Here is a 14,772-nt window from a genome sequence, read left to right on the forward strand (position 1 = left end):
ACGACGATACGGCCAACGCGGGGGTCACGATGGTGATCGTCAAAACCGCTCCGAACGCGGGTGGACGAGAGCAGATGACGAGTTCCCGTGGCCCCAGTCCTTCAGAGCAACGCCGTGGACGGCGCCGTGGTCGCTGGCGGCGGGACAGGTTACTGCTGTTGTTGGGTCTGCCGGGGCTCGCGGTCGTAGTGCTGTTCAACTACGTTCCGCTTCTGGGGAATGTCATTGCCTTCAAGGACTATGTGCCGTATGTCGGGATTCTCGAGTCTCCCTGGGTGGGCTGGCAGAACTTCCAAGTCATATTCAATGGGGATCCGGAGTTTCTGACGGCGCTGTCGAACACGTTGATCATCTCGCTCGTGCAGATTGCATTCGTGTTTCCGGTACCCATCGCGCTCGCACTGCTGCTGAACAGTCTGGTCAGTGAACGAATCAAGCGCGTGGTGCAGTCGGTTCTGTACCTGCCCCACTTCATGTCGTGGGTGGTCGTCGTCGCGATCTTCCAGCACATGCTCGGAAACGCTGGACTGTTGAACAGCTGGCTACGCTCGCAAGAATTGGTCACACTCCCGATTATCGGCAACCCGGACCTGTTCATCGGGCTCATCACGTCGCAGGTGATCTGGAAGGATGCCGGTTGGGGCACGATCATCTTCCTGGCGGCGTTGTCCAACATCGACGTGCAACTGTATGAGGCGGCCGCGGTCGACGGCGCCAGTAGGTTAAGGCAGCTGTGGCACGTCACCCTGCCGGGAATCCGGAGTGTGATCTTCTTGATGCTGATCCTCAAGCTGGGTGACGTACTGACCGTCGGTTTCGAGCAGATCCTGCTGCAGCAGGGTCCGGTCGGACTGCATGCGTCAGAAGTGCTGGATACCTACGTGTATCGGAACGGCGTCCTGAGCGGCGACTGGGGCGTGGCCGCGGCCGTCGGCCTGGTGAAGGGCCTCGTCGGAGTGATGCTGGTTCTTGGCGCCAACAGGCTGGCCCACGTGTTCGGCGAACGAGGGGTCTACTCACGATGAGAGCCAAGATCATTCCCGGGCGACCGTCGACGGCGCGAAGCACAACTGGTGCGATGGCCCCGCCAAGTCCGCTGATGCGTGGCTCCAAGGGACTCCTCCTGATGCTGTGCTGCGCCGTGGTCATCGTCCCATTCCTTTCGGTGGTCTCCACCAGCCTGGCAAGTCCGGCGGAGGTCACGGCCGCCGGCGGGTACGTGCTCTGGCCATCGCAGCCAAGCCTGGATGCCTACCGAGCGATCTTTGCCGGAGGGGTGGTCACTCGTGCCTTGCTGGTATCGGTCGGGATCACAGTGGTGGGCACCACACTCTCGCTGGCCTGCACGACCCTCTTGGCCTACTCCCTCAGCCGCCCGGGCTCGTTCGGTAGCAAACCCGTGCTGATGATCGTGCTGTTCACGCTGCTGTTCAGCCCGGGCATGATCCCCATGTACCTGCTGATCAAGCAGCTTGGGTTGCTCGACTCCTACTGGTCGCTCATTTTGCCTGGCCTCATCAGCGGATTCCTCGTGATCATCATGCGCGGGTTCTTCCTTGACCTCCCCGGGGAACTGTTCGACGCAGCGCGTATCGACGGCGCCAATGAGGTGCAGACCTTGCTGCGTATCGTGGTGCCGCTGTCGAAGGCGGTGATGGCCGTGGTCGGCCTATTTATGGCTGTGGCCTATTGGAACGCCTTCTTCAGCGCATTGCTGTACATCAACGACACAGACAAGTGGCCGCTACAGCTCGTGCTGCGAAGTTACGTCGTGAACGATACCCCGGTCGGCGCAGAGGGCTTCGTTGGGGAGGTCGCACCTCCCCAACAATCCCTGCAGATGGCGATCCTCGTCGTCAGCCTGATCCCGATCGTCCTCGTCTACCCGTTCCTGCAACGCCATTTTGCCAAGGGCATGCTCATCGGCGCCGTCAAGGGGTGAGCGTCAAAACCGCGACGTGCAATCGGACCGGCGCCGCGGCAAGCCTTCCTGGGCGAACGCCGGTGATGAGCCCGTCTGGTGCCGCCCTGGTCCGGGCGACGGCCCCGATGTGTCCCAGGGCGTGCACTCACACACCGCAACCATCCCGATGGAGGTCCCACGTTGGAGTCAGACTCGAAGAACGGTCGGGAGGTCGCGCAGCATCCGCGGCTCTTCGGCAGCGACCTTTCTCATGTTCAGGAGCTGATCCTCGACGACGATCGTTCGCGCGGCTGGTACCGCAACGTCGAGCAGCAAGCCGAACAGCTCCTGTCCACGCCTGCTTGTGAGTACCTGATTCCCGATGGCAAGCGTCTACTGGACACGAGCAGGGAGGTCCTCCGGCGAACCTATTTGCTAGCGCTGGCACACCATGTCTCGCGTCGAAAGGAATTCGCCGACCGACTCTGGCTGGAATTGCTGACCGCGTCGCGATTCTCCAACTGGAACCCAAGCCACTTCCTCGACGTGGCGGAGATGGCTCACGCTTTTGCAGTCGGATACGACTGGCTGTACGAAGAGTGGGACGCCACCCAACGAGAGCACCTCGAGCACGCAATTGTGATGCACGCTCTGCGCCCTGGACTCCAGGCGTACAGGGAAGCTCATCGATGGACGGTCCGCACTAGCAATTGGAATCTTGTGTGCAACGCCGGCCTCCTGATGGCGGCTCTGGCCATCGCCGACGTGCACGGTAATCTCGCACAGGAGGTGATCGACGCGGCGATGGCGTCCATGGCCCGGGCGGTCGCTGTGTACGGCCCGGACGGCGCCTACCCCGAAGGCCTGGGCTACTGGAGCTACGGCACCCAGTACCTCGTCTTGGGCCTCGCCGCGTTCACGACTGCGACGGGCATGCCTGAGCAGCTCAGTTCCGTGCCAGGTCTCGACCGCACGGCGAGATTCGCCGTCCACGTCACTGGTCCCCTGGGGTTGGCGTTCAACTACTACGACGGCGCGGCGCGCGTCACGGTGCCGCCGGCTGGTTTCTGGCTCGCGCGCCGCTTCGACGATGGCTTGGCGGCCGGGTTGGCAGCCCAAGGCGCCGATGAGCTGCTCACGGACTGGGATCAGCTTCCGACCAGCCTGCTGTGGTACCGGCCGAGGTCAGAGGTCGATCCCGCAACAGCAGGCGAGCCACTCGACTCCTACTTCCGGGCATCGGAGGTCGTCACCATGCGCAGCGCGTGGCAGCAGCGAACTGCGGTGTGGCTGGCAGGCAAGGCTGGCGACAACGCAACCCCGCACGGCGACCTAGACCTGGGTACCTTCGTACTCGATGCGCTGGGCACCCGTTGGCTGCACGACCTCGGGTGGGACAACTACAGCCTGCCGGGGTACTTCGACTTCACGGGAGGTCAGCGCTGGACCTACTACCGCAAGCGCACCGAGGGACACAACACGCTGGTGGCCAACCCAGACGCCACCGGGGGCCAGTCGTGCTCGACGACTCTTGGCGAGGCGGCCGGGACGGGAACCGGGGCTGTGATCGCACATCAGAGCAACGCTTCGGAGGCCTACGTCGTGCTCGACTTGACCAGTGCCGATCCCGCGTACCGCTCCTGGAAGCGTGGATGGCGCCTGTTCGACTTCCGCAGGCAGGTGCTCCTGCAGGACGAAGTCACCCTGCACGAAGCCGGCGAGGTCTGGTCGTTCCTTCACACGTCGGCGCAGATCGACATTGCCGACGACGGGCGAGGCGCCGTGCTCCGCGACGGGCCCAAGCGCCTAATCGTGCGACTGTCGGATCAGACTCCGGGTCTACTCGTGGAAATGGAAGCCACCCCGATGTGGACCTCGCCCGCCCCTCGGGGACAGAGCACCAACACGGCGATACGGAAACTCGCGCTACGGGTCTCAGTCGAGGGTCCGGTCACCCTCGTCGTCCAATTGTCACCAGTAACCGAGCACGAGCCAGTACCCCCACCGACCTCGGTGATGCCGCTTGCGAACTGGACTGTGAGCACCGAACCCGTCGCGCAACTGGAGCGCCTCGCCATCGACGGAGAAGACGTTCCCGGGTTCTCACCAGAAGTTTGGAGCTACGAGATCCCCGCATCGCAGATCGGACAAATCCAGGCGACTGCTCCCGCCGGCAGCACCGTCGACCAAATCCGCGAGCCCGGAGGCGATGTCGTGCTCGACGTCCACGCTCGAGGTGCCCGGACCGGCAGTTACCGACTCCGACGACTCCTCGATGACTCTCCACAGGCGATGACCTCGCCGATCTTCGCGAGAAGTGACGACGGGAACGTCGCCGCCAACGCTTTCGACGGGACGGCGGACTCGTTCTGGCGACCCGGTACCGCGGGCCCCGAGTGGATCGGATGCGATCTCGGTGTCGAGACCGGGTTGGGTGCCGTCCTGATCGCTTGGCACGAGGGCGCGCGCGCTTCAGTCCAGTTCGATGTCGAACTGGCCGGAGCGGAGGGGACGTGGCAGCAAGTCTGGACCGGATCGTCCTCTGGTACAACAACAGCGGCTCAACGGGTGACCTGGCCACCGCGGAAGGCTCGTCACGTACGCATCGTGCGGCGAGATGACGGGCCCGCCTCGCTGTTCGCCGTCACCTCGATGGAGCTGCCTGGGCGCCTCCCGCGTCAACCGTCGCAGCTGCGAAGCACTGACATCCACCTTTTGGTGCCGGCCTTGCGGGCGGGCTCCGCCCAACAAGCTTCCGTTTCGTTGAGATCGCCGCAGGGAGGAATCGTCCCAAGTTCTGACTACACCGTCGAACTCATCTCTTCCGATTCCTCGGTTCTCCAGATCGCTGGTGACCGCCTGGCCCCAATCTCGCCGGGCACCGTCGTCGTGACCGCCGTCGTCCGAACCAAGGAGCGACTCCTGCTTCATCACAGCGTGAATGTGCAGGTGCAACCGCCACAGCCTGCCTGATGCCCTGAGCCAGGGGGTGTCTGGACCTCAAGTTGTTGAGCGCTTCAGTCCTGGGTCTGCGGCCACCCACGTTCGACCGCCCGATGCGGTTCGCGCAATCGTGAGATGGTGCCCATCTCATATTCGTCGATCGCGTGCGCAATCCACCCTGCGGACCGTGCGATACCAAACATGACCTCGCTGGCACCGTGCTCCATTGATGACGAGTCGGCAATCATGCCGAGCGCCAGGTACACGTTCGGGGGCGGGAGCCGGCGACTCTTGAGGAGCGCCAGCATCTCGAACGATCGCTGAAGTCTGGCGTCTTCTGTTGCGAGCGGCTTGAGCAGCTTCAGTAGGTGGCTGGCCCTAGCGTCCCCTTGCGGGTGCTGTGGGTGCCCGAATCCAGGTAGCCGTCCTTCGTCCCGGAGTCGTGCACTCAACACGAACATGGTCCCGTGTGTGTCTCCGAAGGTGCTCAGCATTGCTTCAACGGCAGTCGCGGACGCACCGAGTACGGCACTGCTGCCCACTCCTAGCCCTGCGGCTAGAACACCGTAGAGGTCGGCGTGTGCCGACGCTGCGATCTGTGCGGCGTACGTGGACGGCGACAACCCGTGATCCGCGAGCAACACAAGGGCGGCGTTCAGGACACGGACCTGCTCCTCGTTGGGCGTGATGGTCGAAAGGCGTGACCAGAGCATGGATGCCAAATCAACATCGATCGGTTCCGATCTCTGAGGCATTGCCTCCACCAGAGTCCGCAAGAGCGGTCCCGCAGCGTGCGCAGCCGATTGGATACTGGAGTCGGAGCGAAACGGATCCGCGGCAGTGACGGCGGCAAGCATGACACGGAGCCGGTCAGAGGAGATGGTTTCCTGCGGCAACGACGTACCCACTCGCCGGGCCACGGCCACGGATTCCGCGTTGGCCACCCATCCGACGCTCTCCTCCCACCGCCCGGTCCAGAGGAAGTGCGCCACCGACTCGAAGGGTTGCTCAACGAGTTCAGACACAGGTCTGGCCCGGTAGTGGAGCATGTCGTCCTTCAACGTGCTCAAACGGGAGGTCTTGCCAAACTCGTTGAGCGAGGGCCGACGGCCTTCCTGCAGCAATCGGTCCACGTCCTCAGGGCGAAAGTAACTGATCCTGCCATCCCGCTGCCGTGGCAATGCTCCACGGCTGACATAGGCGTAGATCGTCTCGCGCTTGACTCCCAGCCGTGCCGCGGCCTGTGTCGCTGTCAGCAAGTCATTCATCTGGGTCTCCTCTGACGTCCCGCACCCAAGATAGCGGACCATAGTTGATTCATGACTCAATCTTGACGCGACTTGATCAACTCTGGTTCGCTCGCCGAGACCGAACAACACCGAAGAAGGAGCAACGTGGCCGAGCAGTTGGCAACGAGTCATCACGACATCGTGATCGTCGGAGGCGGAGCAGCAGGAGTCGCCGCTGCGATCGCAGCGCGCCGCAGCGGCCTCGACACCGTGCTAATCGAGGCAGGACCGTTCTTCGGCGGCGAGCTCGTCAGCGGATTGCCCATCGACGGCTGTCTCAACGCCCGGGGTGAGTGGATCGTTGGAGGCGTCGCACGACAGCTGTTCGACGCCGTCGAGTCGGCCGGGAGCTTTGCCCGGGCGATGTCCGACTACCGCCAGATGTGGGCGGTGTGCGTCGATCCGGAGATGCTCAAGATGAGCATCATCGAGGCATTGGCCGAAGCCAGGGTCAACCCACGGCTGTACCTCACCAGCCAGGATGTGGTGGTACGCCGCAACCGCGTCGAGGGAATCATCGCGGTAGGAAAGGGGAAGCGCTACCTCATCACCGGAGACGTCTTCATCGACTGCACCGGCGACGGACAGTTGGCTGTCTCTGCGGGTGCGCCCTTCGAATTCGGCGGCCGAGCGGGCGAGCTGCAGCCGGTGTCACTGACCTACCGACTCACGAACGTCGACTACAGCAAGTACCTGGACTGGGTGGCCGCCGAACCGGACCTCTTCCTCCTCGCAGAGAACCCCGCCCTGGGCTACGCCGGCAAGCGCGAGGCAGCACGTGCGGCGCGAGATGGCGGGTTTCCATTCGTCGCCCTCGATGCGAACGGAACTGTCCTTGGGGACGCGATCGAGCGTGGCGCGATGGACCCCTGCACCGCGTTGTACTTGTGGCCGACATCGCCAGCGCGCAACGAAGTTGGCATGAACACCACGCGATTGTCAGGGGTCGATGGCACCAACCCCCAAGAACTGAGCGAATCCCTCTCCACCCTCACCGCCCAGATCAACCGCTGCATCGATTTCTGCCAGAAGAACATTCCGGGCTTTGCGGATGCGCGCCTTGCCGGAATCGCACCCCGAGTTGGGGTCAGGGAGACCAGGCGCGTGGTCGGCGAGTACGTCCTCACTGAGGAAGACGTGGTCGAGGGCAAGAAGTCTGATCGCGGCGTCGCCAAGGGCGGTCACCACGTCGACATCCATGGCGAAGGCACCGCACAAGTTCGACGGGCAGTGAATGATGGCCGCTCGTACGACATTCCCTACGAGGCACTCGTGCCCAAGAATATCAAGAACGTGCTGATGGCCGGCCGGTGCCTCTCCTCTACTAGGGAGGCCAACGGCTCGGCTCGCGTCATGGGCACCTGCATGGCGACTGGAGAGGCCGTCGGCGTGGCCGCAGCAATGATGGTCGAGGCTGGTCTGCGTGATGTCCGCGAAGTCGATGTCGCGACGCTGCGCTCTCGACTCACGGCAGACGGCGCCGTCGTCGACGGCACCAACTGAGCAATCGTGAATCAACATGCCGATTTGACCACGGAATGGCAATGATCGCGCGTCGACCCGGAGTCTCTCGGCGCTCAGCACCCCAATGCTTCACACCCAGCGGACACCAGACGGTCGTACTGCCACCGGTAGTCGAAATTGCTGCGCCGGTTCTCGAAGGGCAGGTGATCTGAATGCCGGCTGTGTTGTTTCCTGGCGACGCAGTGACGTTGGCCGTCGAGATGGAACCGCCAGAGCCGACACCCGGTGAAGTGCTCATCCGGCTCACCAAGTCCGGTGTGTGTGGCACGGATGTCCACTACTGGCGCGAGACTCCACAACAGCGCGGGCACAGACGCGACGTCGTGCCGGGACACGAGGCCGTCGGCGTGGTGGATTGCGTGGGACCGGGTGTCGTGGCATTCGGACCGGGTGATCGCGTCGTCGTCGGCATGCTCCATATCGGCTGCGGGCGATGCCGAGACTGTGCGTCCGGAAACTACTCCCATTGTCTCGACAAGCAGGTCTTGGGACGGACCCTGCATGGCTCGTACGGGCAGTACGTGTGCGTGCCCGACCGAGCGGTGTACCGACTGCCGGACGCCCTGACGGACAGCGTCGCGGTCATGACCGCGTGCAACCTGTCCACCGCTCACTCCGCGGTGCGCAAGGCGGCCTTGTCTGCTGGCGGCAAGGTCGCGATCTTCGGACTGGGAGGGGTGGGGTTGTGCGCGCTGATGGCCGCCGCCACACACGGCGTCGAAGTCACCGCCATCGATCCCATCGCCGGTCGACGGGACATGGCAGCTTCGTTGGGCGCGACTCTCGTGAGCGACCCAGAAGACTTCCACGCCTCGCTGGCCGCCGGTCACACACGTGGCTACGACGCCACGATCGAGTGCAGTGGGCACCCAGGTGCACAAGCAGATTCGATTCGGGCACTGGTCCCCGGAGGGCGGTCCGTGGTCGTCGGCGGTGGAGGTCGGTTCACGTTCCGAGCCGAAGAACTGCTGGCACGTGAGTTGACCCTGGTCGGCTCCTCGGTGTGCCCCGCCGATCTGTTCTACGACGTGCTGGACTTCGCTGCCACACACCATCGAGAACTTGAGGGGCTACTCGGGCCGACGTTCGGCATCACCGACGCAGAGCAAGCCTTGCGACACTCTGCCGACGGGGGCATAGGCAAGCCGATCTTCGACTGGCCGCACTGAACCCGATCCAGGACGGCCCGGACCCCGCTTCCAGTGCCCGAGCAGGCACCGCCTGACGCGGAGTTGAGGCCACCTGGACCTCGACTCACGGACTGACCGACCCGCACTACACGGTGCCGCCCACGTGTCAGGCGAGGTCTTGACCCGAAGTTTCGAAGAGAGCGACTAGGTGTTGAAGCGGAACTCCACCGAGTTCCGGTACCGACCAACCTCGGATCGAGCGGCACCATGGAGCTACTCCGGCGGTTGCAGCCGCGGGTTCCCCGACAGCGCCCGATCCCACCCGTGACGCTCATGGACGGTCTTAACGTGGGCCTCGGCGTTCGCCTTGGGCGCCGACAATTTGCTGCAGGTCATGCCCGACCGAGCGGAAACGCTTGTGCCCGATGGATTTCCAGTCCTCTCCGAGCACTCCGTGAAAGCCGAAGAGAGGCAGACGATGCTTGCCCAGCGCTTGATCGAGTCGGCAACGGCCGCACGCAACTCTCGCTCGAGGGGTCGAAGTCCGCACCTTCCCGTGTGCGTCGATCTTGCCCCCCACGTCCAGCGTGGTCGCGCCGACGAGGCTTGTGCCGGCGCGCTCCCGTAGCACCTTGGAAACGACGACGGCTTGCGAAGGGTCAGTGCGCCACTGTGATGAACGTGCACGAGGCCGCTGGCAGGTGCAGGTCGCCGACGGATGTCGCGACGCGAGTCTCGTGCTCGAGAGCGTCCGTGCCGAGCGGTGACCGGTACGACTCGGCCATGGTGATAGTGCCTGCAGGGACATCGAGCGTTGCGCTCAGCGTCTGCTCACTGCGGTTGAGGATCGCGATCTGTAGGACGCCGTCGGTGTTTCTGGTGGCCACGGCGTCCAGCGCTGGGACCTGTCGCGGAACGCTGCTGGGATCGACACGGACGGAGGGGTTGCGGCTGTGCAGGTCGGGGACCTCGACCTCGGGTGCGTCGATTTGTACGTCCATGCGAGTCCCGGTCAGGCGTTCCCGGTAGGTGCGGAAGATGGGAAACAGTGCTGATCGCATCACGGTCCCATGACGGGCGTCGAGGACTGCGTTTCCGTTGACGAGGAATACGTAGTTCGCCATGGTGACGACATCCGCAGCGCGGAGCATGGCGTGGAACACACCAGCGACGAAGATGGCGTCGCTGCCCGTCCGCGGTGCCGTCCGATCCAGGCGAAAGGTGTCGTCTGCCTCCTGTCGGTAGTGTCGAATGTTCCACTCGTCGATGGCGATTCCGACTACCCGCGAGGCAGTTAGGTTGTGCTTGCGGACCAGTTGGCCCATCGCCTCGATCTGTGCCTCGAAGTGCAGGGGTGCCAGCATGACGGCTCGGCGTGCCTCGCTGCTGGCGGCAGGGTGCCCATCGCGATCGACTCTCGACCCGTAGAGGTGGAGGGAGAGGAGATCGATGCTGCTTCCTGCCACATCGAGGACCGTCGAATCCCAATCGGGGTCGGTGGCGCCGCTCGAGCCGACCCCGACGAGGCGGACGTCAGGCTGGTAGCGGCGGAAGAAGCGCGCCCAGCTGTCTAGCGTGTCTGCGTATTTCGCCGCCGTCATCCGCCCGGCCTCCCAGGCACCCCAGGTCTCATTGCCCAGGCCCCAGTACGCGACGGGCCACGGATCGTGGCGCCCGTTGCGCATCCGCTCGAGGACGTCGCTCGTGGGCTGGGAGCCGGTGGTGTAGTCGAGCCATCGGAGCGCCTCGATCATGGTGCCGGTGCCCATGTTGACGTTGATGTAGGAAGCTGCGCCCACGCGTTCGCACCAGTTGAGGAACTCGTGTGTTCCGAACTGGTGACTCTCGAGCTGGCCGCCGCCCCAGTGCCAGTTGGGTCGCACGGGGCGCCGCTCGAGGGGGCCGACGCCTTCCTCCCAGTGATAGCAGTCGGCGAAGCAGCCCCCGGGCCAGCGCACGACCGGTACCTGCAGCTCGGCCGCGGCAGCAATCACGTCCTCGCGGAGCCCGTCGTCGTCCATTAACCCCGGGTAGACGCAGTCTTCTACGTGCTCGAAGTACTGTCCGTAGATGTCGCGGTTGATCTCAATCGGTGCCGCGGGTTCCGCCACCGTGATCGTGCTGGTCAGAGTCCTGGCGTTGGTCATGAGGTCCTTCTGGTTCACTTTGCGCAGCGGGTAGATGAAGGCTCCCGCGAAGCGAGAGGGACCTGCTCAAGACTCCGTCACTATGAGTCCGCCTCCCGCTGTCGCCGTACATCTAGGCGGTCTCAATCTGCTCGGCGGATTTGGGACGGCGGAACGCGCTGCTACTGCTTGAGCACGAGGTAGAGGTCATACTTGAACGCGGTCGCATCGGGCCCGTCGATCCTCAGCCGCAGCCAGCCACCGAAGTGCGAGATCGGGACCCGGATGCCCTCGGCACCGGCTGGCAGCACGGCAGATGTCCCATGGGGCAGCCAGCGTCGTCCGTCTGCGGAGACCTCGACCTCCAGTGCGATCGGGTCGGGGCAGGGGACAACCGCATACAGGAACGCCGTGGCTTCCCCTGCCCAGGCGCACTCGTACGGCTCGGTGTGATGGGTGCCGGAGAAGTCGGCATGCCGCTCCAGGATCGCGGTGTGGCTCTCACGGATCATCCGATAACTCCCGTCGACAGCATCACCGAGTCCACGTAGAGGAAGGATCGGGAGTCGGTGTTCGCGTCCACCCAGAACCCGACGTTGAGCATCCCGCGCAGGTTGGGCCAGGCGGGCATAGTCAGCGGTTCGAGCGAGGCGCCGGACCAGACACGGTCGTTGCACTGGAACTCCAGGTAGCGCATCGTCGCCAGATCGAAGTCCACCCTCAGGTAGTGCCAGTTCTGTTTCGTGGCCAACTCGTTGTAACAGAGGTCCTGACGGCCGTCGGGGACGTCAGTCCACTGATCGTTTCCAAGGTGGAAGTGGGTCCTGGTCTCGGAGGAGATCGTCTGCGCGCGGCGGGGACTCGCCTTGTATTGCCATTGGTGCCGTGGCGGGCCGTCGCCGTCGGCGTTGAGGAAGCGCAGGTGCGGCATCACCCGGTGTTCGTCGTCCTGTAGGTCGAGGAAGATGCCAAAGCTGCGCACGTCACGGTCAGACAGCGTCATCGACGTCGCCTCCGGTTTGGAGGTGACCCATCCCTCGACGCGGATCGGCTGCGCCCGCCGGAACGTCAGGCGCTTCAGGGCAACGGCGATGCTGTCGCGGCGGGCACGGGTGGCCAGTTTCATCGCGTAACTGCCATGCAGCGAGCCCGCGGTGCCGGTGTCCCACATGGTGAGGTTGCTGAGCATCGGGGGTCGGAAGTCGCGTTGCTCGGGAAGGATCGTGTCCAGCGAGCCCTCGTAGTTCCCGGTCAGCAGCGTCCAGCCCTGCAGCCCGCGGTCGAAGTCGTCGTCGAGCAGTATCTGGGATAGCGGCTCGAAGCCGTCGGCGGCGTTCACAGCGGAAGCAGTACGGCTCGGCTGGGCGAGGCCTCTGCCTCGGCCAGGGGCAGAGGCAGGCAGATGAGCAGGTATTCCCCGGGGTCGACGTGGTGCAGCACGAGGCCCTCCACAACGGTGACGTCGGCGCCCAGCAACGTGTGGTGTACCGCGCGATCCGTTGAGCCGAAAGGTTCGATGGAAGGTGCGTCGATCCCGATCAGGGCGACGCCGGCGGTGACCAGCCGCTCGGCCGCCGCTCCGGAGAGCGCGCGGAAGTGAGGGTCGAACGACTCGCCTGCGCGTGCTGGCGCCGGGGTTCGCAGGAGCAGTCGCTCCTGCGGCTGCGGCTGCAGGGCGTCGATCTCGGCGGCCTCGATTGTGCCGGTCGGCGCGGCGACCTCGGCCACCCGGCAGCGGCCGATCAGCGGTGCCAGTGACTGCCCGCCAATCCGGGCGCCTCCGGCGAGGTGGTGGTAGGGGGCGTCGACGTGGGTGCCGGTGTGGCTGTTGAGCAACCAGCTGCTGTGAGCGGTCCGTTCGCCGGGTCGATGCCTGGAGTGCCAGCGCACCTCCGGCGGGAAACGATCCTCCCACGATGCCATTCCCGGCAGGATCGGTGCGGAGATGTCGATGATCGGCCCGAGCGACGTCGAGAGTGCACTCATCGCGCCAGCACCCCCCCGTCGACGGCGATCGCGTCGCCCGTCATGAAGGAGGCGTCCGGGCCGCACAGCCAGGTAGCGAGTCGGGCGACCTCGTCGGGGTCGCCGAGCCGCCGCAGCGCCGCGTTGTCCAGATACGCCTGTTCCTTGACCGGCTCTTTGGTGATGACGCGCTCCACCATCGGTGTCCGAATGTGGCCAGGCAGGATCGCGTTGACCCGAATGCCGTGCTCGGCCTCTTCCAGCGCGGCGCAACGGGTGAGGCCGATGATCCCGTGCTTGGCAGCTACATAGGCGGCGGCACCTCGGACGCCGCGCACTCCGACGACCGATGAGGTATTGACAATCGCGCCGCCGCCCGCGCGCCGCAGCAGCGGGATCTCGTGCTTCATCGACAGCCAGATGCCCTTGAGGTCGATGTCGATCGTCCGGTCCCAGTTCTCCTCGGTGCAGTCTGCGATAATCGCGCGCTGCTGCTCCACGCCGGCGCAGTTGACGGCGTGATCGAGCCGGCCCCAACGCTCTTCGATGACGGCGGCCAGGGCGCGCATGTCGTCTTCGCGTTGCACGGCACAGGGCACGAACAGCGCAGTCCCACCCGCCGATTCGATCTCGGCGGCGGTGCGAGCACCACCGTCGGCATCGACGTCAGCGATCACCACCGCGGCGTCCCCGGCGGCGAAACGCAGTGCGACAGCCCGGCCGATACCGGACCCACCGCCCGTAACTAAAGCGACTCGTTGACTCATGTGGAGTACTGTAGCGCTACAAGCGACCTGTGAAGCGCAGATCCGAGAATCGTGGGGTAAAACTGTCCGATGACCACGCTGCAAGACGTAGCGGCGCACGCCGGAGTCTCACCGATGACAGTTTCCAACGTGGTCAACGGTCGCCCCGGGGTCGCTGAGTCCACGAGGCTGCTGGTTGACGCTTCCATTCGGCACCTCGGGTACAAGCCGAACCTCTCCGCGCGACGCCTGGCCAAGGGCCGCACCGGCATGCTGACTCTCAGCATCCCCGAGGTGGAGATCCCGTATTTCGCGGAGATCTCCAGTGCGATGCTGCGGGCCGCTCTTGAGCGCTCGATGGACATCCTCATCAACCAGAGCGACTGGGACCGCGATCGCGAGCTGGATCTGATCCACGGCTCGATGAGCCTGCTGACCGATGGAATCCTGCTCTACCCCTCGACCCTGACGCAATCCGATCTGAACGGTGCCCGTCCTGGCGTCCCGCTGGTGCTGTTCGGGGGTTCGGAGGTGTTCACCAACGTCGATCATGTGGTGATCGACAACGTCGCGGCGGCTCAGGAGGCCACCGAGCACCTGGTCTCGCTCGGGCATCGGCGGATAGCCTTGATCGGTCCCCACCTGGAGCCGAATAGCCGCAAGCCGAACGGGCGTCTCGCGGGTTACGCCCGGGCACTAGAGGTAGCACGGATCAAGCGCAGCCAGGAGCTACTGGTCAACGTGCCCACCTATCACCGGGTCGACGGCTACCGCGCGATGCAGCAACTGTTCGAACTCCCGCAGCCGCCCACCGCGGTGTTCTGTCTCAGCGACCTGCTGGCGGTTGGCGCGCTGCACGCGGCCTACGACCGCGGCGTCGCGGTTCCCGGGGAGCTATCGATCATGGGGTTCGACGACGTCGAGGAGTCGCGGTACTCGAACCCGGCGCTCACCACGATCAAACCGGACAAGCTTGCGATCGCCAGGCACGCGCTCGACCTCATCTCCGGGCCAGGCGAGGGTTCCGAACAGAACGGGCCCCGCACCGTGATCACCAACCACGAGTTGGTTATCCGGGCAAGCACCGCGGCGCCGGGCCGCACTGCCGCCCACTGACCAGATTAGTCATCGCCGCGACAGTTGCGG

Annotated in this window: 12 protein-coding genes; 6 read left to right on the forward strand and 6 right to left on the reverse strand. The window is 64.7% G+C overall.

Annotation, left to right across the window (positions count from 1 at the left end):
• Positions 1 to 29: 29 nt before the first annotated feature.
• From EXU48_RS19820 to EXU48_RS19830, 3 genes are all read left to right on the forward strand, one after another.
• Complete coding sequence (locus tag EXU48_RS19820) at positions 30 to 1,025, forward strand: ABC transporter permease (protein ID WP_207947843.1); 996 nt, start codon at positions 30 to 32, stop codon at positions 1,023 to 1,025.
• Entirely contained in the window at positions 1,022 to 1,942 is a 921-nt protein-coding gene (locus EXU48_RS19825; protein WP_133109414.1) for a carbohydrate ABC transporter permease, read from the forward strand. Before EXU48_RS19820 ends, EXU48_RS19825 begins: the two co-directional genes overlap by 4 nt.
• Positions 1,943 to 2,104: 162 nt before the next feature.
• Positions 2,105 to 4,876: a discoidin domain-containing protein gene (locus EXU48_RS19830; RefSeq protein WP_133109415.1), complete on the forward strand. Its 2,772-nt coding sequence runs from the start codon at positions 2,105 to 2,107 to the stop codon at positions 4,874 to 4,876.
• A gap of 44 nt (positions 4,877 to 4,920) precedes the next feature.
• On the opposite strand, the gene EXU48_RS19835 is transcribed toward EXU48_RS19830, so the two are convergent.
• Positions 4,921 to 6,114, reverse strand: a complete 1,194-nt coding sequence (locus tag EXU48_RS19835; protein WP_165962906.1) for a citrate synthase — start codon at positions 6,112 to 6,114, stop codon at positions 4,921 to 4,923.
• 126 nt (positions 6,115 to 6,240) lie between these two features.
• Here EXU48_RS19835 and EXU48_RS19840 point away from each other — a divergent pair, with 126 nt between their 5' ends.
• Positions 6,241 to 7,638 carry an FAD-dependent oxidoreductase gene (locus tag EXU48_RS19840; RefSeq protein ID WP_165962907.1) on the forward strand — a complete coding sequence of 466 codons (1,398 nt, stop codon included), beginning with the start codon at positions 6,241 to 6,243 and terminating at the stop codon, positions 7,636 to 7,638.
• A 173-nt stretch (positions 7,639 to 7,811) separates the two neighbouring features.
• Positions 7,812 to 8,828: a zinc-dependent alcohol dehydrogenase gene (locus EXU48_RS19845; RefSeq protein ID WP_133109418.1), complete on the forward strand. Its 1,017-nt coding sequence runs from the start codon at positions 7,812 to 7,814 to the stop codon at positions 8,826 to 8,828.
• 620 nt (positions 8,829 to 9,448) lie between these two features.
• On the opposite strand, the gene EXU48_RS19850 is transcribed toward EXU48_RS19845, so the two are convergent.
• The 5 genes from EXU48_RS19850 to EXU48_RS19870 all read right to left on the reverse strand — a co-directional run bounded on the left by EXU48_RS19850 (position 9,449) and on the right by EXU48_RS19870 (position 13,647).
• A complete protein-coding gene (locus EXU48_RS19850; protein ID WP_133109419.1) occupies positions 9,449 to 10,954 on the reverse strand; it encodes an alpha-L-arabinofuranosidase C-terminal domain-containing protein in 1,506 nt (501 codons plus the stop codon).
• A gap of 143 nt (positions 10,955 to 11,097) precedes the next feature.
• Positions 11,098 to 11,427 carry a hypothetical protein gene (locus EXU48_RS19855; protein WP_133109420.1) on the reverse strand — a complete coding sequence of 110 codons (330 nt, stop codon included), beginning with the start codon at positions 11,425 to 11,427 and terminating at the stop codon, positions 11,098 to 11,100.
• On the reverse strand, positions 11,424 to 12,254 hold the full coding sequence (locus EXU48_RS19860) for a DUF6772 family protein (protein ID WP_133109421.1): 831 nt from the start codon (positions 12,252 to 12,254) through the stop codon (positions 11,424 to 11,426). Before EXU48_RS19860 ends, EXU48_RS19855 begins: the two co-directional genes overlap by 4 nt.
• Positions 12,251 to 12,901 (reverse strand): cyclase family protein, encoded by a 651-nt coding sequence (locus EXU48_RS19865; protein ID WP_133109422.1) that lies wholly within the window; start codon positions 12,899 to 12,901, stop codon positions 12,251 to 12,253. The genes EXU48_RS19860 and EXU48_RS19865 overlap by 4 nt, the downstream gene beginning before the upstream one ends.
• Positions 12,898 to 13,647 carry an SDR family NAD(P)-dependent oxidoreductase gene (locus tag EXU48_RS19870; RefSeq protein ID WP_133109423.1) on the reverse strand — a complete coding sequence of 250 codons (750 nt, stop codon included), beginning with the start codon at positions 13,645 to 13,647 and terminating at the stop codon, positions 12,898 to 12,900. Before EXU48_RS19870 ends, EXU48_RS19865 begins: the two co-directional genes overlap by 4 nt.
• A 69-nt stretch (positions 13,648 to 13,716) precedes the next feature.
• Between EXU48_RS19870 and EXU48_RS19875 the strand changes: the two genes are divergently transcribed.
• On the forward strand, positions 13,717 to 14,742 hold the full coding sequence (locus EXU48_RS19875; RefSeq protein WP_133109424.1) for a LacI family DNA-binding transcriptional regulator: 1,026 nt from the start codon (positions 13,717 to 13,719) through the stop codon (positions 14,740 to 14,742).
• The last annotated feature ends 30 nt before the right edge of the window (positions 14,743 to 14,772 follow it).

Source organism: Occultella glacieicola, assembly GCF_004353825.1.
Taxonomy (GTDB): Bacteria; Actinomycetota; Actinomycetes; order Actinomycetales; family Beutenbergiaceae; genus Occultella; species Occultella glacieicola.